General features: G+C 34.4%; 28 protein-coding genes. 24 read left to right on the top strand and 4 right to left on the bottom strand.

The features are described 5' to 3' along the window. Nucleotides 1–35 precede the first annotated feature (35 nt). The 3 genes from Q5760_RS14200 (at nt 36) to Q5760_RS14190 (ending at nt 1,831) form a co-directional block, all read left to right on the top strand. The gene (locus tag Q5760_RS14200) at nt 36–353 is read left to right on the top strand and encodes a 2Fe-2S iron-sulfur cluster binding domain-containing protein (protein WP_428912585.1); all 318 of its coding nucleotides are present in this window, start codon (nt 36–38) and stop codon (nt 351–353) included. A 2-nt stretch (nt 354–355) separates the two neighbouring features. Beyond that, complete coding sequence (locus tag Q5760_RS14195) at nt 356–796, top strand: GlcG/HbpS family heme-binding protein (protein ID WP_428908294.1); 441 nt, start codon at nt 356–358, stop codon at nt 794–796. A gap of 210 nt (nt 797–1,006) precedes the next feature. Continuing rightward, nucleotides 1,007–1,831, top strand: a complete 825-nt coding sequence (locus Q5760_RS14190; RefSeq protein WP_428908293.1) for an alpha/beta fold hydrolase — start codon at nt 1,007–1,009, stop codon at nt 1,829–1,831. A gap of 56 nt (nt 1,832–1,887) precedes the next feature. On the opposite strand, the gene Q5760_RS14185 is transcribed toward Q5760_RS14190, so the two are convergent. After that, on the bottom strand, nt 1,888–2,109 hold the full coding sequence (locus Q5760_RS14185; RefSeq protein ID WP_428908292.1) for a hypothetical protein: 222 nt from the start codon (nt 2,107–2,109) through the stop codon (nt 1,888–1,890). 429 nt (nt 2,110–2,538) lie between these two features. Here Q5760_RS14185 and Q5760_RS14180 point away from each other — a divergent pair, with 429 nt between their 5' ends. From Q5760_RS14180 to Q5760_RS14130, 11 genes are all read left to right on the top strand, one after another. Next, on the top strand, nt 2,539–3,462 hold the full coding sequence (locus Q5760_RS14180; protein WP_428908291.1) for a Na/Pi symporter: 924 nt from the start codon (nt 2,539–2,541) through the stop codon (nt 3,460–3,462). A gap of 27 nt (nt 3,463–3,489) precedes the next feature. Next, a complete protein-coding gene (locus tag Q5760_RS14175; RefSeq protein ID WP_428908290.1) occupies nt 3,490–3,981 on the top strand; it encodes a DUF523 domain-containing protein in 492 nt (163 codons plus the stop codon). Continuing rightward, entirely contained in the window at nt 3,978–4,766 is a 789-nt protein-coding gene (locus Q5760_RS14170; RefSeq protein ID WP_428908289.1) for an ABC transporter ATP-binding protein, read from the top strand. The genes Q5760_RS14175 and Q5760_RS14170 overlap by 4 nt, the downstream gene beginning before the upstream one ends. Nucleotides 4,767–4,886: 120 nt before the next feature. Next, nucleotides 4,887–6,149, top strand: a complete 1,263-nt coding sequence (gene hflX, locus Q5760_RS14165) for a GTPase HflX (RefSeq protein WP_428908288.1) — start codon at nt 4,887–4,889, stop codon at nt 6,147–6,149. A gap of 10 nt (nt 6,150–6,159) precedes the next feature. Next, nucleotides 6,160–7,434 carry an aminotransferase class I/II-fold pyridoxal phosphate-dependent enzyme gene (locus tag Q5760_RS14160; RefSeq protein WP_428908287.1) on the top strand — a complete coding sequence of 425 codons (1,275 nt, stop codon included), beginning with the start codon at nt 6,160–6,162 and terminating at the stop codon, nt 7,432–7,434. An 86-nt stretch (nt 7,435–7,520) separates the two neighbouring features. Beyond that, the gene (locus tag Q5760_RS14155; protein WP_428908286.1) at nt 7,521–7,919 is read left to right on the top strand and encodes a MerR family transcriptional regulator; all 399 of its coding nucleotides are present in this window, start codon (nt 7,521–7,523) and stop codon (nt 7,917–7,919) included. Between the two features lie 133 nt (nt 7,920–8,052). Continuing rightward, nucleotides 8,053–9,387, top strand: a complete 1,335-nt coding sequence (gene glnA, locus Q5760_RS14150) for a type I glutamate--ammonia ligase (protein WP_428908285.1) — start codon at nt 8,053–8,055, stop codon at nt 9,385–9,387. A gap of 581 nt (nt 9,388–9,968) precedes the next feature. Then, nucleotides 9,969–11,303 carry a type I glutamate--ammonia ligase gene (gene glnA, locus Q5760_RS14145; RefSeq protein WP_428908284.1) on the top strand — a complete coding sequence of 445 codons (1,335 nt, stop codon included), beginning with the start codon at nt 9,969–9,971 and terminating at the stop codon, nt 11,301–11,303. A 515-nt stretch (nt 11,304–11,818) separates the two neighbouring features. Then, the gene (locus Q5760_RS14140) at nt 11,819–12,847 is read left to right on the top strand and encodes a fatty acid desaturase (RefSeq protein WP_428908283.1); all 1,029 of its coding nucleotides are present in this window, start codon (nt 11,819–11,821) and stop codon (nt 12,845–12,847) included. Nucleotides 12,848–12,921: 74 nt separating this feature from the next. After that, on the top strand, nt 12,922–14,043 hold the full coding sequence (locus tag Q5760_RS14135; RefSeq protein WP_428908282.1) for a histidine kinase: 1,122 nt from the start codon (nt 12,922–12,924) through the stop codon (nt 14,041–14,043). A 13-nt stretch (nt 14,044–14,056) separates the two neighbouring features. Continuing rightward, a complete protein-coding gene (locus Q5760_RS14130; protein ID WP_428908281.1) occupies nt 14,057–14,656 on the top strand; it encodes a response regulator in 600 nt (199 codons plus the stop codon). 93 nt (nt 14,657–14,749) lie between these two features. On the opposite strand, the gene lexA is transcribed toward Q5760_RS14130, so the two are convergent. Continuing rightward, on the bottom strand, nt 14,750–15,370 hold the full coding sequence (gene lexA / locus Q5760_RS14125; protein ID WP_428908280.1) for a transcriptional repressor LexA: 621 nt from the start codon (nt 15,368–15,370) through the stop codon (nt 14,750–14,752). Nucleotides 15,371–15,529: 159 nt separating this feature from the next. Here lexA and yneA point away from each other — a divergent pair, with 159 nt between their 5' ends. The 3 genes from yneA to tkt all read left to right on the top strand — a co-directional run bounded on the left by yneA (nt 15,530) and on the right by tkt (nt 18,414). Further along, on the top strand, nt 15,530–15,847 hold the full coding sequence (gene yneA / locus Q5760_RS14120) for a cell division suppressor protein YneA (protein ID WP_428908279.1): 318 nt from the start codon (nt 15,530–15,532) through the stop codon (nt 15,845–15,847). Between the two features lie 105 nt (nt 15,848–15,952). Then, a complete protein-coding gene (locus tag Q5760_RS14115) occupies nt 15,953–16,183 on the top strand; it encodes a DUF896 domain-containing protein (protein ID WP_428908278.1) in 231 nt (76 codons plus the stop codon). Nucleotides 16,184–16,407: 224 nt separating this feature from the next. Then, complete coding sequence (tkt, locus tag Q5760_RS14110) at nt 16,408–18,414, top strand: transketolase (protein WP_428908277.1); 2,007 nt, start codon at nt 16,408–16,410, stop codon at nt 18,412–18,414. A gap of 45 nt (nt 18,415–18,459) precedes the next feature. Here the strand turns inward: tkt and Q5760_RS14105 are convergent, their stop codons facing one another. Beyond that, nucleotides 18,460–19,428 (bottom strand): bile acid:sodium symporter family protein, encoded by a 969-nt coding sequence (locus Q5760_RS14105; RefSeq protein ID WP_428908276.1) that lies wholly within the window; start codon nt 19,426–19,428, stop codon nt 18,460–18,462. Between the two features lie 214 nt (nt 19,429–19,642). On the opposite strand from Q5760_RS14105, the gene sirA reads away from it, so the two are divergent. From sirA to Q5760_RS14070, 7 genes are all read left to right on the top strand, one after another. Then, the gene (gene sirA, locus Q5760_RS14100; protein WP_428908275.1) at nt 19,643–20,080 is read left to right on the top strand and encodes a sporulation inhibitor of replication protein SirA; all 438 of its coding nucleotides are present in this window, start codon (nt 19,643–19,645) and stop codon (nt 20,078–20,080) included. A gap of 88 nt (nt 20,081–20,168) precedes the next feature. Further along, nucleotides 20,169–20,384 (top strand): YneF family protein, encoded by a 216-nt coding sequence (locus Q5760_RS14095; protein WP_428908274.1) that lies wholly within the window; start codon nt 20,169–20,171, stop codon nt 20,382–20,384. A 182-nt stretch (nt 20,385–20,566) separates the two neighbouring features. Further along, nucleotides 20,567–20,944 carry a PH domain-containing protein gene (locus Q5760_RS14090; RefSeq protein WP_428908273.1) on the top strand — a complete coding sequence of 126 codons (378 nt, stop codon included), beginning with the start codon at nt 20,567–20,569 and terminating at the stop codon, nt 20,942–20,944. Nucleotides 20,945–21,158: 214 nt separating this feature from the next. Then, nucleotides 21,159–21,404 (top strand): hypothetical protein, encoded by a 246-nt coding sequence (locus tag Q5760_RS14085; protein WP_428908272.1) that lies wholly within the window; start codon nt 21,159–21,161, stop codon nt 21,402–21,404. Nucleotides 21,405–21,640: 236 nt separating this feature from the next. Next, a complete protein-coding gene (locus tag Q5760_RS14080) occupies nt 21,641–22,348 on the top strand; it encodes a cytochrome c biogenesis CcdA family protein (RefSeq protein ID WP_428908271.1) in 708 nt (235 codons plus the stop codon). A 30-nt stretch (nt 22,349–22,378) separates the two neighbouring features. Further along, nucleotides 22,379–22,738 (top strand): response regulator, encoded by a 360-nt coding sequence (locus tag Q5760_RS14075; protein WP_428908270.1) that lies wholly within the window; start codon nt 22,379–22,381, stop codon nt 22,736–22,738. Nucleotides 22,739–22,879: 141 nt separating this feature from the next. Next, on the top strand, nt 22,880–23,371 hold the full coding sequence (locus tag Q5760_RS14070; RefSeq protein WP_428908269.1) for a CcdC family protein: 492 nt from the start codon (nt 22,880–22,882) through the stop codon (nt 23,369–23,371). 41 nt (nt 23,372–23,412) lie between these two features. Here the strand turns inward: Q5760_RS14070 and Q5760_RS14065 are convergent, their stop codons facing one another. Next, nucleotides 23,413–23,841, bottom strand: coding sequence for a DUF2621 domain-containing protein (locus Q5760_RS14065; RefSeq protein ID WP_428908268.1), 429 nt, complete (start codon nt 23,839–23,841; stop codon nt 23,413–23,415). Nucleotides 23,842–23,899: the final 58 nt, after the last annotated feature.

Genomic DNA, 23,899 nt, shown 5'->3' with positions numbered 1-23,899 from the left:
TTAATTAAATAAAAGGAGGGATCATTTAGTATCAGATCAAATTAAAAGCTAGAAACCAAGAATTCGAATATAGTTGTAGACCAGATCAAACCCCTTTAAGAGCGGCACGTGATGAATTCATCCCATTTCCAACAGGATGTCAGCGTGGAGGCTGTGGCATGTGCAAAGTTAAAGTATTAAATGGAGAGTATGACCAAGAATTAGTTCGTTCTCTTGATGCCTTATCAGAGGAGGAATTAGAAAACAGTTTTGCATTAGCTTGTTGTATGACGCCAAAAAGTAATCTTGAAATCATCACTATTGAAGACTATGAGAAACAATTACAAAAGAAAACTCTAGGAGAGGTGAAGTAAAGATGTTATATCAAAAATATGCTTTAACTCAATCGTTAGCCCTTCGAATGTTAGAGGCTATTACAAATAAGGCTGAAGAGTTACGAATTCAAATTAATGCCGCTATTGTTGATGAAGGAGCAAATTTGAAAGCATTTATTCGAATGGACGAAGCAGCTTTGCTTAGTGGGGAAATCGCTCAAAATAAAGCATATACAGCAGCAGCTTTTGGAAAATCTACCCATGAATGGTATCCTATGATAAAAGACGAGCCAGCTTTACTTACAGGTATTGTTCACACGAACCGTCTCGTAATATTCGGTGGAGGAATACCTTTAATTTATAACGGTGTCATTGTCGGTGGCATTGGTGTTTCTGGCGGAACAGCGGACGAAGATATACAATGTGCTACAGCAGGTTTAGAAGTATTTGAAAAAGAATGTAAGTTGAACGAACAACAATAATATAAATTTATTTTCAGAAGCAATCCTATTGATCCAAGTATTATTTAAAATTCTTGACATCATGACGATTGCTTCTTTTAGTTATAAAGAATCTTTTTATTAATTTGTATTATTAAAAAGATTATCTTGTTACAATCTATTATTTGAACTACAATGAAAGTGTATTAGATATATTAATATAGAAAAATAGCGAATTGGAGGCGGTTAGAAATGGTAGAAGAAGGTAAATATGGTGATGTTCGAGGAATTAATACACATTACCATGAAGATGGTAATGGAGAGCCTATTCTATTAATTCATGGTTCAGGACCAGGAGTATCAGCATGGGCAAATTGGCGTCTGGTCTTTCCGATTCTTTCGAAACATTATCATTTGTATGCACCAGATGTTGTCGGATTTGGTTACACAGAGCGACCTACAGATGCCAAATATTCCATTCACATATGGGCGGATCATATGATTGATTTTATTGAAACCGTTATCAAAAAAGACAAAGTATCTATTATTGGAAATTCTTTTGGCGGAGCAATTGCACTACATATTGCAAAAAAACGCCCTGATTTAGTCAATAAACTAATCCTTATGGGGAGTATGGGAACACCTCATCAAATTGCTGATGGGTTGGATAAAGTTTGGGGTTATACACCTAGCCCTGAATATATGAAGAATCTCATCAAAATATTTGCTTATGATCAGAGTATGTCTGAAAATGGTGACCTAGTTCAAATGCGGTATGAGTCAAGTATCCAGCCAGGATTCCAAGAAGCCTTTTCTTCTATGTTCCCTGAGCCAAGACAACAACATGTTGATGCTATGGCTTTAACAGAAGAAGAGTTAAAAGCAATCGATTTTCCTGTTCTATTAGTTCATGGCAGGGAAGACCTAGTTATACCGTTAGATCATACGAGCTTGGTTTTAGCAAAAGCTTTACCTAATGCTCAATTGCATACATTCCCAAAATGTGGTCACTGGGTCCAAATTGAAAGATATAAAGAATTTGCAGGTCAAGTAATTGAATTTATGAATCAAAAATAATTTTAAACAAAACAAAGTCATAGCTTTCACCCATGCTATGACTTTGTTTTTCTTGGTTATGATGTTTTTTCTTGGTGCTCGTCCATTGGGATCAATGAATTCTTTCGGATCCAATATTGAAAATGATCTAATGGGAAAACGCCTCTACTACCTGAAAGATTCATTTGAACAACTACACTTGCATCTGTTACTTCTAATACTCTTAATGTTTCTGAATTACTAATATTTGGAATGAAACTACTCTTGATTTCAAATTCCATATTACGAATAATATCCAATTTTACATGTACCTCCAATACTAAAACATTAAATAATTATCAACCATTATGACCAAATTTTCACTAAATAACCTTCTGTTTATTTTATTATAATGAACTTTTTCCTTTTTCTAAACATTTCATTCATTCATTATAACATTTATATGTGAATGTTCAAGAATAGCCCTAATATCAATTTGACCATTTTATGCTTTGCGAGTTTTTATAGAATGAGAGAGGTAACTTTGAAAAAATCCTCTTGAGAGAAGATGTTTTGAATATTTGTGAATTTCCCATGTACAGGTTGTCCCGCTCGAAATGAAAGATCAGGTTTTTTTAGAACCTATTTAAAGAACCATAAAAATATTATGTTAAGTTATTTTATAAACATCCTTTTTAACAATTAGACATCTCCACTCCCTTTGTCCCATAGAAATAGTAAAGGGGGGTGTGGAGTTGATACTTTTTCTCTTTATTTTATTAATAGGCCTTTTTATTTTTGGAATGTCTTTGTTAAGAAGTGGACTTTTTCATTTATCAGGAGATTCTTTGAAAACATGGTTATATAACGCGACAAATACACCATGGAAAGGATTTTTAGCAGGCATTCTCATTACTTGTATGTTGCAAAGCAGCTCTGCTGTTATGATTATCACCATTGGACTTATTTCTGCCAAAATGCTTTCATTTCCCCAATCAATTGGAATAATTTTAGGGACCAATATCGGAACAACCGTTACAACTGAACTTATTACATTTGATATTCAATCTTTTTTAATTCCAATGGTTGGACTAGCCATTGTTTTTCTTTTTATTAAAAAGAAAAAGGTACAAAGTATTGGTTTAGTCATTCTTGGGATTTCCTTTGTTTTTATGTCCATGGATGGTTTCGAATATATGGCTTTACCTCTGCGAGAATTTGGAATAGTCGATACGATCATTTCATCTATGGATCGCAGTCTTATCCTTAGCGTGATTGCAGGCGTTGTCATTACAGCGATTATTCAATCAAGTACAGCCACGACAGCCATTATAATGGGATTTTTATCCTCAGGTTTGATTGATTTAAATACTGGAATTGCAATCTTACTTGGTTCTAACATCGGAACCTGCGTTGATGCTTTTTTAGCCTCTATTGGAGGTGGGAGGGAAGCAAGATTAACCGCCTATGCCCATATTTGGCTAAATATTTTAGGGGTGGTTATTTTTTACCCCTTTATTGGAACCTTAGCAAAAATCGGTCCTACTCTTGCTACAAATCCAGAAGTTCAGCTTGCCCATATTAGTGTCATATTTAATGTAATTTGTTCGATCGCTGTATTGCCTATTGCAGAAAAATTTGGCAAACTGATTATGAAAATACATGGACGGTAGTATTTAAAAGGAGGGTATTCAGGATTCATGATTTTGGTTAGCGCTTGCTTGATCGGGCTTAATGTAAAATACGATGGTTCCAATAATTTTCAAGGAACCATCGATCAATGGTTGAAAGACAAAAAAGCTTTGCCCGTTTGTCCCGAGGTTTTGGGTGGGTTATCCATTCCAAGAGATCCTGCAGAAATCGTTGGTGGGGACGGAGAAGACGTTCTAGATGGGAAGGCAAAGGTTATCACAAAATATGGAAGAGATGTGACGGATGCTTTTATTAAGGGTGCACAAGAAAGCTTGAAAACCGCTCTCGATTTAAACGCAACAAGTGTAATACTAAAAGAGCGCAGTCCTTCATGTGGTAGTACAATGATCTATAGCGGTGATTTTAATGGAAATAAAAAAATCGGTCAAGGAGTCACGACAGCCTTATTAAGAAGAAATGGGATAAATGTTTATTCTGAAGAGAACTTCGATGATATAATGGGAGAATTAGGAGATGAAGAAAGGGGAGGGAAGCGATGATTTTATCTTTAAGGGATGTTTCATTAAAAAGAGATGGTACATGGATTTTACAAAAAGTTGATTGGGATGTTAAAAAAGGCGAGCATTGGGTATTATTTGGGTTGAATGGATCGGGGAAAACAGCGATTTTAAAAATGCTTCATGCTGAATATTTTCCTACAGCTGGTAACGTTACTGTACTACATAAAGAATTTGGAAAAAGTTATCTTGGAGAAGAATTACGCTCTAAAATTGGTTTTGTTTCATCCTCGCTGCAGGAAAAGCTATACAATAGTGATAGTGCGTTTGAAATCGTCTTAAGTGGTGCATTTGCTTCGATTGGTTTATATAAAAAGCCAACAAAAGAAATAAGAGAAAAAGCGATCGGTTTACTAAAAGATTTCGATTGTCTAGAATATGCAGATCGCCAATATGAAACCCTTTCTCAAGGTGAAAAACAACGAATTTTAATCGCTAGAGCATTAATGGCAGATCCTTCTATCCTTATTTTTGATGAACCTACAACAGGTTTAGACTTTATCGCACGTGAGCAGTTCCTAGAAACAATCGAACAAATTACGTATAAACCAAACGCTCCTACGATGATTTATGTCACCCATCATGTCGAGGAAATTCTACCAGTCTTTAATAAGGCATTATTATTAAAAAAAGGACAAGTTTTTGATATAGGTAACACTGAAGACATGATTTCAAGCCAGAAGTTAAGTTCTTTTTTGGGCTTACCTGTACAAGTACAATGGGAAAATGGCCGTCCAATGTTGAATAAAGTGGTCTTGCAAAAGTAAAATGGCACTGTACCAACCAGTGCTTATTTTTGTTTATTTCTTCAATGGGGGGATAAATTAAATAGAAAGAACTTTTTTAGACTATAGAAGATTATTGATTGATAGAAAGAGGGATACACATTGGAACAAAACCAAGAACGTGAAAAAGTGATTCTTGTTGGTTGTCAAACAACTGAAGATGATTTACCATTTCAATATTCAATGGATGAATTAGCCTCGTTAACAAAGACAGCTAACGCGCAAGTGTTGACAACATTAACGCAAAAAAGAGAGCGTGTTGATCATTCTACCTATATTGGTAGAGGAAAAGTAGAGGAATTAGTTGCTTTAGTTGATGAACTAGAAGCAAAGCTAGTGATTTTTAATGATGAATTATCACCAAGTCAAGTTAGAAATCTAGCTGCAAAGATGGATGCACGAATTATTGACAGAACCCAATTAATCCTGGATATTTTTGCCCAAAGAGCCCAATCGAAAGAGGGTAAATTACAAGTTGAATTAGCGCAATTACAATATTTATTACCAAGACTCGGCGGCCAAGGTACACAACTTTCAAGACTTGGAGCAGGGATTGGAACAAGAGGACCAGGTGAAACGAAGCTAGAAGCTGATCGCCGACATATTCGAAATCGTATTCATGATATTAAAACTCAGCTTTCTGGAATTGTTGAACACCGTGAACGTTATCGTGAAAGAAGAAAGAAAAACCGGACCTTCCAAGTATCCATTGCAGGGTATACAAATGCTGGGAAATCAACGCTGTTTAATCGGTTAACAGAAGCTACTTCATTTGAAGAAAATCAACTATTTGCAACCCTTGATCCGTTGACCAAAAAATGTATATTACCTAGTGGATTCACCATTTTAATGAGTGATACAGTTGGATTTATTCAAGATTTACCGACGAGTCTGATTGCGGCATTCCGATCCACTCTTGAAGAAGTGAAGGAAGCGGATTTAATTTTACATGTCGTTGATTCATCTAATCCAGATTATTTTCAACACGAAGAAACGGTAAATCGCTTGTTAACTGAGTTGGAAACACAACAAATCCCACAATTAACCGTGTATAATAAAAAAGATGCCCAGCATGATGATTTTGTTCCATCTACAAGAAACGAATCGCTTCAAATAAGCGCGTTAAATGTTAATGACAGTGAGCGGTTAAAATTAACGATAGAAGCAAAAATGATTGAGATGATGCAACCGTATCACGTGATCGTACCTTCAACAGAAGGTAAACTATTATCTCAATTAAAAAATGAAACGATTTTACGGGAATTATTTTTTGATGAAGAAAAACAAATGTATGTTTGTAAAGGCTACACATTTGTCGATCATCCAATTTATGGGCAAATACAACAATTTTTGATAAAGAGATAAGGGGAAAAACATGATTCAAACACTAACTTATGGGGAAGTTTTACAACCGATTGTAATGGAAGTAGAACAACAGATTAAACCTATTCACGAAAAAATTGACCAATTAGTCGACTTAAATCAATACCGTGTATTGAAAGCTTTTCAAGATTTTCAAGTCAGCGATTCTCATTTTATTCCATCAACAGGTTATGGCTATGATGATTTTGGTAGAGATACGCTTGAGAAAATATATGCTCAAGTTTTCGGGGGAGAAGCCGGTTTAGTACGACCACAGATCATCTCGGGAACACATGCAATTTCGATTGCTTTATTTGGTGTACTACGACCGGGAGATGAACTTTTATACATAACGGGAAAACCATATGATACTTTGGAAGAAATTGTAGGCTTAAGAGGAAATGGCTCTGGTTCTTTAAAGGAATTTGGGATTTCCTACGAGAGTGTTAACTTACTCCAATCTGGTAAGATTGATTTTGAAGCTGTCAGCAAAGCGATAAAACCTAACACGAAAATGATTGGTATACAACGGTCGAAAGGTTATGACACAAGACCTTCTTTTACCATTAATGAAATTAAAGAGATGATTTCATTTGTAAAAGAAATTAATCCTAATGTAGTCGTATTTGTAGATAATTGTTATGGTGAATTTGTTGAGGAGTTAGAGCCATGCCACATTGGTGCCGATTTAATGGCTGGTTCATTAATTAAAAATCCAGGGGGAGGACTTGCAAAAACAGGTGGATATATTGTTGGGAAACAAAAATGGGTGGAAGCTTGTTCGTATCGATTAACATCACCTGGTATTGGAAGTGAAGCTGGAGCTTCCCTTTATAGTATGCAGGAAATGTACCAAGGATTTTTCCTAGCTCCACATGTTGTGGGTCAAGCTTTAAAAGGTGCCGTTTTTACAGCTGCGATGCTTGAAAAAGTTGGGATGAATTCAAATCCAAAATGGGATAGTAAACGTACCGATTTAATTCAATCTGTTCAATTTGATGATAGAGATAAAATGGTTGCATTCTGCCAAGCGATACAATTTGCTTCACCAATCAATTCACATGTGACACCATATCCATCCTATATGCCTGGTTATGAAGATGATGTCATCATGGCGGCCGGTACTTTTATACAAGGAGCCAGTATCGAATTAACAGCTGATGGTCCAACAAGACCTCCATATGTGGCATATGTTCAAGGTGGATTAACCTATTCTCATGTAAAAATAGCTATTTGTATTGCACTTAACTCATTACTGGAGAAAAAATTAATGATCATACAAGGCTAATGTTAAAAATCCTCACATTATAAGTTAGAATATAGTATAATAAATACTATATATATAAATTATGATGAATGAGAGGAGTAGAGGACATGAAAGGAAGTCAAATTCGTCGTTCAATGCCGCTTTTTTCTATGGGGACTGTTATGAAGTTGACAGATCTGACGGCACGTCAAATTCGTTATTACGAAGAACATGAATTAATTAAGCCTGAAAGAACAGAAGGGAACCGAAGACTCTTTTCTTTAAATGATATTGACACTCTACTAGAAATAAAAGATTTAATTGACCAAGGAATTAACATGGCAGGAATAAAACAAATTTTTACTGTGAAAGAAGAGCAGTCAATTGAACGGGAATATCAAAAACAAACCCTTAAGCAAAAAAGAGAATTGACGAATGAAGAAATTCGAAAACTATTAAGAAAAGAGATTGTAAATGCTGGACGCTTTAATAATAGAGGAACCGATCCTCAAAGATTTTTTCATTAGTTTTCTTAAATTTTGCGTTGAAAGTGTGTAGCGACAATGATAATATCAAAAAGAATATAGAATATTGGTTCGAAAACCAGATTATGTTCACTCTAGTCATCATATTTTGTATCGAAGAATCGGGGGAATCAGCATGTCAAAGCACACAAAAGAAGACATCCATAGATTGTGTGATGAACAAAATGTTAAATTTATTCGTTTACAATTTACGGATATTTTGGGTGTCATAAAAAACGTAGAAATACCAGTAAGTCAACTTGAGAAAGCATTAGATAATAAGATGATGTTTGATGGATCTTCGATTGAGGGTTTTGTTCGTATCGAGGAATCGGATATGTACCTTTATCCTGACTTGGATACCTTCGTTGTATTTCCATGGACAGCTGAAAAAGGAAAAGTAGCTCGTTTAATATGTGATATTTATAAGTCAGATGGTACACCGTTTGAAGGGGATCCTCGTAACAATTTAAAGAGAATATTAAGAGAAATGGAAGAATTAGGATTTACTGATTTTAATCTTGGACCTGAGCCTGAGTTTTTCTTATTCAAGTTAGATGAAAAAGGCGAACCAACACTCGAATTAAATGATCATGGTGGATATTTTGATTTAGCTCCAACAGATCTAGGGGAAAATTGCCGCCGTGACATCGTGCTTGAACTTGAAGAAATGGGATTTGATGTAGAAGCATCTCACCATGAAACAGCGCCAGGGCAGCATGAAATTGATTTTAAATATGCTGATGCCCTCAGAGCATGTGATGATATACAAACTTTTAAACTAATTGTAAAAACCATCGCTCGTAAACATGGATTACACGCAACATTTATGCCAAAGCCAATTTTTGGTGTAGCAGGTTCTGGAATGCATTGTAATCTTTCGTTATTCAGAAATGGAGAAAATGTATTTTATGATCCAAAATCTGATTTAGAGTTAAGTGATACTGCGCGACAGTTTATTGCGGGGATTGTAAAGCACGCTCCTGCATTTACAGCGATTACAAATCCAACTGTCAACTCATACAAACGTTTAGTGCCAGGATACGAAGCGCCATGTTACGTCGCATGGTCCACGAGTAATCGATCACCATTAGTACGTATCCCAGCTTCACGTGGGTTAAGTACTCGTGTTGAAGTGCGTAGTGTTGATCCTTCGGCAAATCCATATTTGGCTTTAGCTGTATTACTAAAAGCTGGACTTGATGGAATCAAAAATAAGTTAACTCCTCCGCAACCAGTAGATCGGAATATTTATGCGATGGATCATGAAGAGAGATTAGCAGAAGGAATTACAGATTTACCACCGTCTTTGGCAAGAGCTCTTGAAGAATTAAATTCAAATGAAGTGATGGTATCCGCTTTAGGAGCGCATATATATGAACATTTTGTTGAAATGAAAGAAATTGAATGGGATATGTTCCGTACTCAAGTTACTGAGTGGGAAAGAGATCATTATATGAAAGTATATTAATAAAAAAACCTCGATTGAATAGTCGAGGTTTTTTTGTGGTGCAAAACGGTAAATCGCAGACCATGATCATACATATAGCGAATCACATAGACTCCACAATATATTTCGCAGTCAAGTGGGCTTAGAGATGCAATTCTTCTCTAGGTCCTTTTTGAATTCTTTTAGTAAGCCCGGTAAGTTTTACCAGTTCATTAGCCGATAAAGCGAGTTTGATAAGTTTGATAAATAAGCGGAGAAATTTCTCTTAATTAGGAAAAAACACTGAAACAGCTTAAATAGACGGATAAGTTCCGATTCTGTTAAACTTGGGTGATTTAGTTCCAAGCACTTCGCTTCACGTTCATTTACGCTTGATCCCTTTTGGCGCATTCGTGTTATAAGAGGGCTCTCTTGTATCACTTCTCCTGCAGGAGTAACCGTGCCTTCCATTTTGTCAATGGTAGTCCCAAATAACCATTAATATTATACACAGCATTGCTCTAAATTCTTTTTAAAAACATGTTATAAAATATAACATTCAATTGACACATTACCTTACACAGAATATAATAAAAACAAGAAATTAATGGGGAGGAATGTAAATGGCGAGGTTTACGAGAGACGATGTTAGGCAGATGTGTAAGGAACAAAACGTAAAATATATTCGACTTCAATTTACGGATATATTAGGGGTAATTAAAAATGTTGAAATTCCAGTTAGCCAACTTGAAAAAGCGCTTGATAATAAAATGATGTTTGACGGTTCTTCCATTGAAGGGTTTGTTCGAATTGAGGAATCTGATATGTATCTATATCCAGATTTAGATACTTTTGTCGTATTTCCATGGACTGCAGAAAAAGGAAAAGTGGCAAGATTTATTTGTGATATATACAATCCAGATGGAACTCCATTCGAAGGGGATCCACGCAACAACTTAAGAAAAATATTAAAAGAAATGGAAGACTTAGGTTTCTCAAATTTCAATCTAGGACCAGAACCGGAATTTTTCTTGTTTAAATTAGACGAAAAAGGTCAACCAACATTAGAGTTAAATGACTCAGGCGGATATTTTGATTTAGCACCAACAGATTTAGGGGAGAATTGTCGTCGTGACATCGTTCTTGAATTAGAAGAAATGGGATTTGACATTGAAGCTTCTCATCACGAAGTTGCTCCAGGGCAACATGAAATTGACTTTAAATATGCCGATGCCATTACAGCATGTGATCAGATCCAAACTTTTAAATTAGTTGTAAAAACAATCGCACGTAAGCATGGTCTACATGCGACATTCATGCCTAAACCACTATTTGGGGTAAACGGTTCAGGAATGCATTGTAACTTATCCTTATTCAAAGATGGCGATAATGCTTTCTACGATCAAAACGGGGATTTAGAACTAAGTGAAACAGCACGTTATTTTATTGCTGGAATTATCGCTCATGCCGAAGCTTTTACAGCCATTACAAATCCAACTGTGAACTCTTATAAACGTTTAGTTCCAGGTTACGAAGCTCCTTGTTATATAGCATGGTCTGCTCGTAACCGTTCACCCCTAATTCGTATTCCAGCATCTCGTGGATTAAGCACAAGAATTGAAGTTCGTAGTGTTGATCCATCTGCAAATCCATATTTAGCCATGGCTGTTTTATTAAAAGCCGGTTTGGATGGGATTAAAAATAAGCTTACACCGCCTGCTCCAGTTGACCGCAATATCTATGCTATGGATAAAGAAGAACGTTTAGCAGAAGGCATTTCTGATTTACCAGCTACATTAGCTCAAGCATTAACTGTATTATCAAAAAATGAAACCATCGTTTCTGCCTTAGGTAAACATATTTACGAGCATTTTATTGAAGCTAAAGAGATAGAGTGGGATATCTTCCGCACCCAAGTACACCCTTGGGAAAGAGAGCGATATATGAATGTTTATTAAGCAAAAGAAAAATCCTTGATACTTCATCAGTATCAAGGATTTTTCTTTTGCTTAATTTGCTATTTTTAAACGAGAATAGGAATATTTATTTAAAATGTTATTAAAGGTATCTATGTCTTGAAGACCAACTTTTATTTTTATACAGGTGCAGTGCGCTAATCGATAGGAGTTATCCATTTTAACCCAATCGGTTTTTTTAAATTCTTTTTGACATACATGGCAACAAGCTTTCATAGCTACTACCTTCTTTCGTTCTTGTTCACTTATTCACATTGTAGCATATATTTTCTTAAGAATGTTTGAACAATTAGTGGATTTATAATTTTAAAATATTTTTCTGATGGTTATGATTATGAATTCCTGTAATATCAAGCAGAAACCATTCTAAAATGACAAATGTCATATCCGGTACATTACAGCTATATCTTAAAGAACAATTGCTTTTTTCATTATAATGACAATACAAATGGGGAATATAAATATGAATTGAAATTATTAGGAGGCTTTTTATTATTATGTCAAAAGAATTTCAAAGGGAGTTAAGAAAAAAATTAGCGCCATATGAAAAAGCAACGTTATCAAATAGTGTGTGGCAATTAACAAATACTTTAATTCCATTTTTTCTTTTATGGTATCTTACCTATAAAAGCCTTTCGGTGTCCTATATCATTACACTTCTTTTAGCGATCCCAACCGCAGGATTTTTAGTAAGGACATTTATTATTTTTCATGATTGTTGTCATATGTCCTTTTTCAAAAGTAAAAAGGCAAACGAAATAGTTGGAATCCTAACTGGAATTTTAACACTTTTTCCTTATAAACAATGGCGGCATGAACATAATATCCATCACGCAACTAGTGGAAATTTAAATAAACGTGGCGTAGGAGATATCTGGGTTATGACAGTTCGAGAATTTGAAAATGCTACACCTAGAGAAAGATTAGTGTATCGATTTTATCGTAACCCACTAGTTATGTTTATTTTAGGACCTTTTTATTTAATTTTCATTTCAAATCGAATCAATCGAAAAAAAGCTCGTATGAACGAGCGCTTAGATACGTATATGACCAACGTATTGATTGTCCTTTTATATGGAATGATGTGTTGGTTAATTGGGTGGCAAGCATTTTTAATGGTTCAAGGACCTATTGTCTTTATTGCAAGTGCACTTGGAGTTTGGTTATTTTATATTCAACATCATTTTGAGGATAGTTATTTTGAAAGTGATGACAAATGGGATTATGTTAAGGCTGCAGTAGAAGGAAGCTCTTTTTATAAACTCCCAAAATGGGCACAATGGATAACTGGAAATATTGGGTATCACCATGTCCATCATTTAAGTCCAAGAGTACCTAATTATTACTTAGAGGTTGTTCACAACAAGTGTAAGGAATTAAATTCTGTTCCAACTGTAACGGTCTCGAGTAGTTTAAAAGCGCTCAAATATCGTCTATGGGATGAAAGAAGTAAACAATTTATCAGTTTCCGTGAAATCAAAAAACGTTCGGTAAACCAAAAATTATCACAAAAATTAGCCGACTAAGAGGGAATTTAAAGAATTCCCTCTTCATTTTTGTTAAGATAATACTAGAAACTTTTAAGAAAATGGGGAATGAAATGAAAAAAGGACTTCGGATTATCCAAAGTAGTACAGGTGTTTCACCATATATTTGGGCATTGTTTGCTATTTTACCATTTTATTTTATATTTCAATGGTCATCCACCGTTGAAATTGTAACAGGAATCATATTGTCCATTTTTTTCTTTATTTCTTATCGATTTGCTTTTATATCTAAAGGGTGGATAAGGTATTTCTGGACAAGTGTCCTTATTATTATTTCTGTGATTATGACTAGCTTTTTTACTTACGTGTATTTTGCTTTTTTCTTAGCCTATTTGATTGGGAACTTTCAAAATAAAGCAGCATTCATCACGTTTTATATTATTCATTTAGTAAGTACGGCCGTTGCTATTAATATTAACTTCATCACACCTACTGATCTATTTATTCAGCAATTGCCTTTTATTGTCATTATTTTAATTAGTGTGATTTTACTTCCGTTAAGTATTAGAAGTCGAAAAAAAAGAGAACAGCTAGAGGAACAATTAGCTTTTGCGAATAAAAGAATCTCAGATTTAATTGTTCAAGAAGAAAGGCAGAGGATTGCTAGAGACCTACATGATACTTTAGGGCAAAAGCTTTCACTTATTGGATTAAAAAGTGATCTAGCCAGAAAGATTTTAGAAAAAGACCCAGATAAAGCACGTTCAGAATTAAAGGATATCCAACAAACTGCTAGAATGGCCTTAAATGAAGTAAGAAAGATGGTTTCCAACATGAGAGGGATTCGGTTGAAAGAAGAAATAAAACAAGTGAAAGCATTATTAGAAGCGGCAGCAATTCAACTCATCATAGACGGAGATTTTTCACTAACGAAGGTTCCATTATTTGTAGAAAATATAATCAGCATGTGTTTAAAAGAATCGGTTACCAATGTGGTAAAACACAGTCAGGCAACAGAATGTCATATATCGATAAAACAAACGTACAATGAGATTGTTATCACCATTTCAGACAATGGAATCGGTATGAATAATGACGCCGTTAATGATAGAGGAAATGGTCTGTTTGGAATGAAAGAAAGATTAGAATTTGTTAACGGGAATTTAATTATTAATTCGGACAAAGGAACGACTGTTACGCTACAAATACCGAACGTAATTAAACAAGATGAATAAAGGGGGGAGAAGTTTGATACGAATTGTGATTGCAGAAGATCAGCAAATGATGTTAGGTGCATTAGGATCACTATTAAACTTAGAAGACGACTTAGAAGTAGTTGGTAAAGCGAAAAACGGTCAAGAAGCCGTAACGCTTGTACAACAATTACAACCAAATATCTGTATTATGGATATTGAAATGCCTGTTAAGAGTGGTTTAGAAGCAGCAGAGGAGTTAAAAGGTAAGGATTGTAAAGTAATCATTCTAACAACTTTTGCAAGAACAGGCTATTTTCAGAGAGCAGTGAAAGCTGGTGTTAGTGCTTATCTACTAAAAGATAGTCCGAGTGAAGAATTAGCTAGTACAATAAGAAGTGTAATGGATGGAAAACGAATCTATGCCCCTGAATTAATGGATGATCTATATAGTGAAGAAAATCCGCTTACGGAACGGGAAAAAGAAGTCTTGGAGCTTGTTGCGGATGGCAGAAATACGAAGGAAATTGCAGATGAACTAAAATTAAAATCAGGAACCGTACGAAACTATATTTCTACAATCCTCGATAAACTCGAAGTAAAAAACAGAATTGAAGCAATCGCGCGTTCAAAAGAAAAAGGTTGGTTTAAATAGGATAAAATTAAAACATTACAGATTGATTTAATCAGAACTAATCACCAGTAGCCTATTAACATGACTGGTGATTAGTTTTTTTATGAGTGATTATTAATGTATATGTCGGTAAACACCAATGACTTTACCTAAAATACTTACATTTCGAAGAATAATAGGTTCCATTGTGGAGTTTTCAGGCTGCAGACGAAAGAAATCAGACTCTTTAAAGAATCGTTTAACTGTTGCCTCATCATCCTCAGTCATTGCAACTACAATATCCCCATTATTAGCAGAACTTTGTTGTCGAACGATCACATAATCACCATCAAGTATCCCCGCTTCAATCATACTCTCTCCCATAACTTCTAACATGAATACATGCTCATCAGAAGGAGCAATGTTCTCAGGTAATGGAAAATATTCTTCAACATTCTCAATAGCGGTAATAGGTTGACCTGCTGTTACTTTCCCTACAACTGGAACATTAATGACATTAGGTTGTGGAATATCAGATTGTTCATGATCTAAAACCTCTATTGCCCTAGGTTTTGTTGGATCTCTACGGATTAATCCCTTACTTTCAAGTCGAGCTAAGTGTCCATGTACAGTTGAACTTGATGCTAGTCCAACTGCTTCCCCGATTTCACGAACAGAAGGTGGATATCCTTTTAGTCGTACTTCACTTTTTATAAAGTCTAAAATATCTTGTTGTCGTTTTGATAGTTTTGTCATTGGGTTCACCCCTCATCAATTCTATGTTTTTCTATATTATACCATAAAAACACTTAGCATACAAACATAAGTTCGAGTTAACGGTTGACGGAAAACAAATGTTCGTATTATAATACAAATATACAAAACAGAACATACATTCTAAATGAGGTGGAACCATTGAAGAAAATATGGAAAAATTATTCATACACGATTGTCTTAGTTGCACTATCCTTAATTGCTACAATTATTATAAACTATAACTTACCATCTACTGATCAATATATGACAATAACAGTCCAAGACGGAGAATCATTATGGAAAATTAGCAAAAAATATGAAGATCAGCATAATCTTTCAGATAAGCAATTTATCGAATGGGTTGAAAAAAATAATGGGATTGCAAGGGACCATATTATAGCTGGTAAAAACTTAATCATTCCTATTACAAATGAACCCATCGAACTCGAAGAAATTCATAATTTAGCCAGTCAATAATGTTTATGTACCTATATTTGATAAAATTTCCCCTTGCATTTTAAGCTAACTTTTGTATTCTAGAAGAAAGTAATTAAGTTTGTTCGTTTTAATAAGGAGGACACAATGCTTTCAAAAGATAAACTTGCTCGAATTAATGAATTAGCTAAAAAAGCCAAGGAAATGGGATTAACAGAAATAGAGGCTAAAGAACAATCCAAACTTCGTGGAGAATATTTACAAACATTTCGTTCATCTATGCTTAATACATTAAAATCCGTAAAAGTAGTGGATCCAAAAGGAAATGACGTAACTCCAGAGAAATTAAAAAAAGTTCAACAGCAAGATAAGAAATAAACATATAGGAGTAGAGCTTTAATATGATTGTAAAAAATATATTAAAGTCCTACTCCTTTTACATAGAAAAAAGTAACAAGTTAATAATAGATGCAGCTAGGTTGTCGAAAAATACAATAAATTGACCTTATTTGTTGAATTAAAACCCTTTAACATTTAATATTGAAAACGTAACGTAATCCATTACATAATTAAATAAGTTTAACACAGAAAGGATGTTCACAATGTTTAATCAAACCGATTCGTTAGCGATTTCGGCTATAAGGACATTATCAATCGATGCTATTGAAAAGGCTAATTCAGGCCACCCAGGTATGCCTATGGGTGCTGCTCCGATGGCATATACCTTATGGAGCCGATATATGAACCATAATCCTAAAAACCCGAAATGGTTTAATCGTGACCGTTTTGTGCTTTCAGCAGGTCATGGTTCCATGTTGCTTTACAGTCTACTTCATCTCTCAGGTTATGATGTATCCATGGAGGATATTAAAGAATTTAGACAATGGGGAAGCAAGACTCCAGGACATCCTGAATATGGGCACACACCAGGGGTTGATGCCACTTCAGGTCCATTAGGACAAGGGATTGCGATGGCAGTTGGTATGGCAATGGCTGAAAGACACCTTGCTCAAACTTACAATAAAGACAACTACCAATTAATTGACCATTATACATATAGTATTTGTGGAGATGGGGACCTTATGGAAGGGGTTTCTGCAGAAGCAGCATCTTTAGCGGGTCATTTAAAATTAGGTCGTTTAATTGTATTATATGATTCTAACGATATCTCTCTTGATGGAGATTTAAATCAAGCATTCTCTGAAAGTGTTCAAGATCGTTTTAAAGCATATGGCTGGCAGTATTTACGTGTAGAGGATGGAAATGATTTAGCAGAGATTTCAAAAGCCATCGAAGAGGCAAAAAATGATCATACAAAGCCGACTCTAATAGAGGTTCGTACAGTAATCGGGTATGGTTCTCCTAACAAATCAGGTAAGTCTGCATCCCATGGTTCACCACTTGGTGTAGAAGAAACAAAACTAACAAAAGAAGCGTATAAATGGACATTTGAAGAAGATTTCCATGTTCCACAAGAAGTTTATGACCATTTCCAATCTTTAGTGCTTGAAAAAGGCTCGCAAAAAGAACAGAAATGGAATGAATTATTTACAAAATACAAAGTAGAATTCCCAGAATTAGGGTTGGAACTAGAGCAATCGATTAATAATGAATTACCAAAGGATTGGGCAAAAGACATTCCAGTTTATGAAGAAGGAAAAAGTCTTGCTAGTCGTGCATCATCTGGTGAGGTTTTAAACGCAATTGCTAAAAATTTACCATCATTCTTTGGTGGGTCAGCAGACCTTGCAGGATCAAACAAAACAACAATCGAAGGAACAGCTGACTTTTTACCAGGATCGTATGAAGGACGAAATATTTGGTTTGGAGTACGTGAATTTGCAATGGGTGCAGCTCTGAATGGAATGGCACTTCATGGTGGATTAAAAGTTTTTGGTGGAACTTTCTTTGTTTTCTCAGATTATTTAAGACCCGCTATTCGATTAGCTGCATTAATGGGGCTACCTGTTACTTATGTCTTTACACATGACAGTATCGCGGTTGGTGAGGATGGTCCTACTCATGAACCAATCGAACAACTTTCTGCTTTAAGAGGTATGCCAAATCTTTCTATTATGCGTCCTGCTGATGGAAATGAAACAGCTGCGGCTTGGAAACTAGCAATTGAGTCAACAAATAAACCAACAGCTCTTTTATTAACTAGACAAAATTTACCGACTCTTAAAGGGACGGTTCAAAATGCATATGAAAATGTCTCTAAAGGGGCTTACGTAATTTCTCCTTCTACTAAAGGAACAGCAGATGTGTTATTGCTCGCAACTGGTTCTGAAGTCAATCTTGCAGTTGAAGCTCAAAAGGAATTAGAAGGGGAAGGGATTTCTGTATCCGTTGTTTCAATGCCTTCATGGGATCGTTTTGAAGCACAATCACAGGAATATAAAGACTCAGTAATTCCTAAAAATATTAAAGCGCGTTTAGGTATCGAAATGGGATCATCCCTTGGCTGGCATAAATATGTTGGCGATGAAGGCGATGTCCTAGCGATTGATCAATTTGGCGCCTCTGCTCCTGGTGAAAAAGTGATGGCAGAATATGGTTTTACAGTTGAAAATGTAAAGGCTAGAGTCAAAGCACTTTTAAATAAATAAAAAAAGAAGGAGTACGAATTCATTATGGATTCGTACTCCTTCTTTTTAAGCACTAACAGTTTCTGAGTTCGCTAATACCTTCTCATTATGCTTATCAAGTACTAAGGCAAATATTGATGCGATAATTTGTTGAAATAGCATCCCCACTACAACTGGAAACACAACAGTTGATGGAAAATAAGAAATTGCAATTACAGCTCCAGCACTAATATTTCTCATTCCTCCACTAAAAGTAAATGATACTAACATTTCTTGGTTGTATTTCAGTAAATTTCCTAATAAAAAAGCAAATAAATAACCCGTTATAGACACAAATAAAACAATTACTATGATATACAAATAACTTATCTGAAAATCTTGAAAGTGTGCAGCGATAACCGAACCATTTAGACTGACCACTAAGAAAAGGAAAAGTTTAGAAATAGGTGTTAATCTTGGTTTCCACAAGGAGTTTACTTTTCCTTTTGTTAACTCATTTAACAGCATTCCTAAAATCGATGGAAGAACAATCATAAAGAGTAAACCTGTCATCATACTCACCACATCGATTTCTACTTTCTGTCCAACCAAAACAGACAAACTAAATGGAACAACAATTGGTGATAATAAAGAGTCAATTAAGATAATGGCAAGTGTTAATGCTTTATTGCCATTTTTCATTGAAACCCAAATAAAACTTGTTACACCAGTTGGAATAATCATCGCAATAATTATTCCTGTAATCGTTAAGGGGTTATCACTAAAAGTGATATGACCCACCAACCATGCCCAAAGTGGCATGATGATATGAAGAAAAGTAAGAATTAGAAAAACTGGCAGTGGATGTGTGATCACTGATTTAAACGAACGTACGTTCATAGACAAACTTCCTTCAAACGTCATAAAGGCAAAAAGCCAAGGAACTAGAAAGGTAAAATCCTTTAAATATACTGAAAAAGTAATTCCCACCAACACTGCAGTGGGGGTAATAAAAGGCATCAATTGATTCAGTCTTTGATTTATTTTCTGTAACATCAAAAGTATTCTCCTTAATTAAGCTATATTTATTATAAAACGAATTGGATTTATTTGAATAGATTTAGATCATATTCACCTCACATAAATGTTTTATTAGGATTTTTGCAAATTCGACAAAAGAATTCTTCTTTTTTATCATAATGTGACATCCTCCTCAATATATATTTCTTATAATAATTAATAAGCTTGTCTAATAGAGGAGGATATTAGGATGAGAACATATCGGATTTATTTAATTGATGATGAATTTGCCTCCCATTACTTTGGAAAAGAACGATTGATTATAAAACTTTTTAAAGGATATGAAGAGGCTTCGGGAGAGTTAAAATATATTACGAAAAAGCAAATTGACTTTATTACAAAACCGATTAACAGTTTCAAAATTCAACTTTATCTACAGCAAATCTTACAAAAAAATAAGAGTTTTTATAGTAAAAATGACAAATACTATTTAGAAATGGGAAAAAAAAGCAAAGCTGAACTAGTAATAAAAGCACACTACATCACTATAAACGCAAAAGGACAATATGATGCTGAAACGATATTTTTTGAGGTTTTACGAAAAGCGGAATCTTCTTTTATAGCTATTGATCTTCATCACCAACGTTGTGGGTGGTTAAAACCGATTAAGGAAAGAAAATTTGTTTAAAAGATAGAGAAATCGTCCCAAGAATATTGTATAATAACCTTTGGTTTAGTACACTTTATGTTAGACAACTTGAAGGAGGAAATTTTTTATGGGAATGTATATTCTAGTAGGTGCATTGTGCTTAATAGCCGGTGTAGCACTAGGTTTTTTCATCGCTAGAAAATATATGATGAACTACTTAAAGAAAAACCCACCAATTAATGAGCAAATGTTAAAGATGATGATGATGCAAATGGGGATGAAACCATCGCAGAAGAAAATCAATCAAATGATGAACGCCATGAACAAACAACAGGGTAAATAGAAGTAAACCACTTTTTCCATTGACTACTAAACCAATGGGGAGGGTGGTTTTTTGTTATTTAATATTGAAATTATACTGCAGTGACTTCAAAGTTTAACATGATACCTAAAATAAATACATATACATGTTTTTAATTATTTGATAAAGAATAGACTGTAGGATTGATTAATAGGAGGATTCATATGGGTTTTTTAGATGGTTTAATGGGAAATGTATCAGAGGTTGATATTGGTTCAGTTGAGAAAGAATTAGGCGTAATTATCACGGAAGATGAACGAGTTGAAAAAGCCTATAAATTAATTAGAGATTTAATCATATTTACAAATACCCGCTTAATCTTAATTGATAAGCAGGGTGTTACAGGAAAAAAAGTAGAATATCATTCGATTCCATACAAGAGTATTACTCATTTTAGCGTAGAAACAGCAGGAACATTTGATATGGATGCAGAGCTGAAAATTTGGATATCTGGTACAGGCACTCCAGTATCTAAACAATTTAAAAAAGATAAAAGTATATATGATGTACAAAAATCATTAGCATCATACGTTGCAAAATAATCTATGAGATTGTCCTTTAGAAGTTTGGAATCTATTCCAAACTTCTTTTTTGGATTGAATACATTTTTCAAGACTTAAGAGATTTTAATTTTGAAAGATACAAAATCTTAACGAAATTGTTAATGATTTTTCGTATAATATTCACAAATATACACCAATTTCTTATTAATTTTAAAATATACTTAATGTATTAACAATAAAGGGGCTTAAGTCTATGTATAAAATGCAACTTGTTAATATTTTAAATCAAGAAGTCTTAATCGAATATAGCTTAAATGATGATCATTTAATTTCTAAATTTATTGATGCTTGTAAAGAAACGAAAGGAACAGAGTGTTTTATCTTTGATCAGAATCAACGAATTTACAGCAGTCATTATATTTCATATGAAGTGATTCGTAATGAGATGGAAAAAATTTATCAAATCTTTTTTAAAGCTAAAATTGGTCAATTAACCTAACTTATTTTAAACATAAATATATACATGCACCAAGGCACTCAAATTAAGAGTGCTTTTTCCATTACTGACCATTTTAAAAACGCGGAAGAAACATACATAAGTTAATAATTCTTCTCACTAGAAACTATATTTGAAGACAAATAGGCTGTCTTCACAGAATGTTCACAAACTAAAAAATATCTTTTCCTATATATCTTTGGTAGAATTGATGAAGGATTTATAATGGGAGGGGTATAATGACTGATTTAAATTTATTTCTTGCATTAGGTGCAGGCTTTCTAAGTTTTATTTCGCCATGTTGTCTTCCGCTTTATCCGGCATTTTTATCTTACATCACAGGAATGTCTGTAGGTGAATTAAAAACTGATAATGGCATGCTTCAAAAAAGAAGCTTAATACATACAATTTGTTTTTTAATTGGTTTTTCCATCATCTTTATTGCTATTGGATTTGGTACATCCTTTGTTGGGCAATTTTTTATTCATTACCAGGATTTAATACGCCAAATTGGAGCCATTTTTATTATATTCTTTGGATTAATGATTATTGGGTTTATTAACCCTAAATTTTTGATGAGGGATCGGAGAATCGAGTTTAAGAATCGTCCATCTGGTTTTATTGGGTCCATATTCATTGGGATGGCTTTTGCTGCTGGATGGACTCCTTGTACAGGACCTATCCTTATGTCTGTTATCTTACTGGCTGGTTCAAATCCTGAATCAGGGTTAATTTATATGCTAGCCTATTCTTTAGGTTTTTCAATTCCTTTCTTGATTCTTTCCTTTTTTCTTGGAAAAATGGAGTGGATCCGAAAACACAATATAACTATCATGAAAATAGGTGGATATCTCATGATTGTGATGGGAGTATTTCTCTTTTTTGATTGGATGACTGCGATTATTTCAATTTTAACTGCTTTATTTGGTGGATTTACTGGATTTTAATTTTTTACCGTATTTAGGGAGGAATGGACTATGTCCAAAATTTTAATTGTCGATGATGCTAAATTTATGAGAATGACTTTATCAAATATATTAACAAAAGCGGGTCATGAGATAGTAGGAGAAGGGGAAAACGGTAAGGATGCAATTCGCCTATTTCGAGAATTGCAACCTGACTTGATCACTTTGGATATCACGATGCCTGAAATGAGTGGGATTGAAGCTGTAAAGGAAATTAAGAAGGAATTCCCTAGCGCAAAAGTGATTATGTGTTCTGCGATGGGACAACAAAAAATGGTCGTGGAAGCCATTGAATCAGGAGCAAAAGATTTTATTGTGAAACCCTTTGATGAATCTCGTGTGATTGATTCTGTTAATCGTATCCTAGATTAAGAATTAAGCTGACCATATTTGGTAGACTACTCCAAATATGGTCAGCTTTTTTTGTGTTTGGACAGAAGGCTATTTTTGTCCTACTTGTTCGTTTATTGTATAATAGTAGTATTGCATTTACTAGAAAAGGGATGAAGCCGAATGGATTATACCATAATAGCCTCAATAGGTGCTATTTTTATGGCATTTTTTGCAATGTTTGTACGAATGAAAGCATCAAAAAAGCCAGCTTCGGCAAAAAAAATATTGTTGCCGCCTTTATTTATGAGTACTGGAGCATTGATGTATGTATTTCCTGAATTCCGTTTAACCCCTATAGAAATACTAGAATCCATCGTTGTTGGGATGCTATTTTCTATTTTATTGATAAAAACTTCGAAGTTTGAAGTGGAAAATGGGGAAATCTATTTAAAGCGTTCTCGCGCCTTTGCCATCATTTTAATTAGTTTACTAGCCGTTCGACTGGTTGCTAAACTAGTGTTAAGTTTATCTTTCGATTTTGGTGAATTAAGCGGCATGTTTTTCTTATTGGCGTTTAGTATGATTTTACCTTGGAGATTAGCGATGTATCGAGATTTTAAAAGACTGCATTTACAAGTTAAGCCAACTGTCCGATCCAACTCAGTTATATGAATTTAAAAGAAAGGCACCGAAATACTCTTCGGTGCCTCTCTCTATTGAAATAAGCTCTCGTAGGAATCTACATTAATTTGTTTTTCTTCTAATTTTTTGCGAAGAAACTTATAATCTCTTTTTGGTGTGGCCATGATATAGCCTCTTATTACTAAATCCTGATCAATTTTACTGGCATTTTCTTTGAGTGCAAGTTCACCAATTTTTCCAGCTATTTTATGCTTGGCCACATCGCGGAATAATTCTGGAACCGGTAAAACTAAATCAGATAATAATTCTTTTTCTTCTTGATGCCATAAATGAATCGTTTCATTCACATAATATTCTTCCCAATCCATATCTGATTTACCGTCTTCCTTGGGCAACTTCTTAAGGAACTTTCGAAACATGAAAAAACCGCCAATAGCGAAAGAACCTAATAAAATAACGACCCAAAATATGATAAACCAAAGAAACCAGCCTTCTAACATCCTACTCACCTACAATTTTAATATTCAAAAATATTATACAATTTTTAATATATTCAGA

The organism is Niallia sp. Kr1, assembly GCF_050389805.1.
GTDB lineage: Bacteria > Bacillota > Bacilli > Bacillales > Cytobacillaceae > Bacillus_BD.
This window is presented reverse-complemented; position numbering and strand designations above follow the sequence as displayed.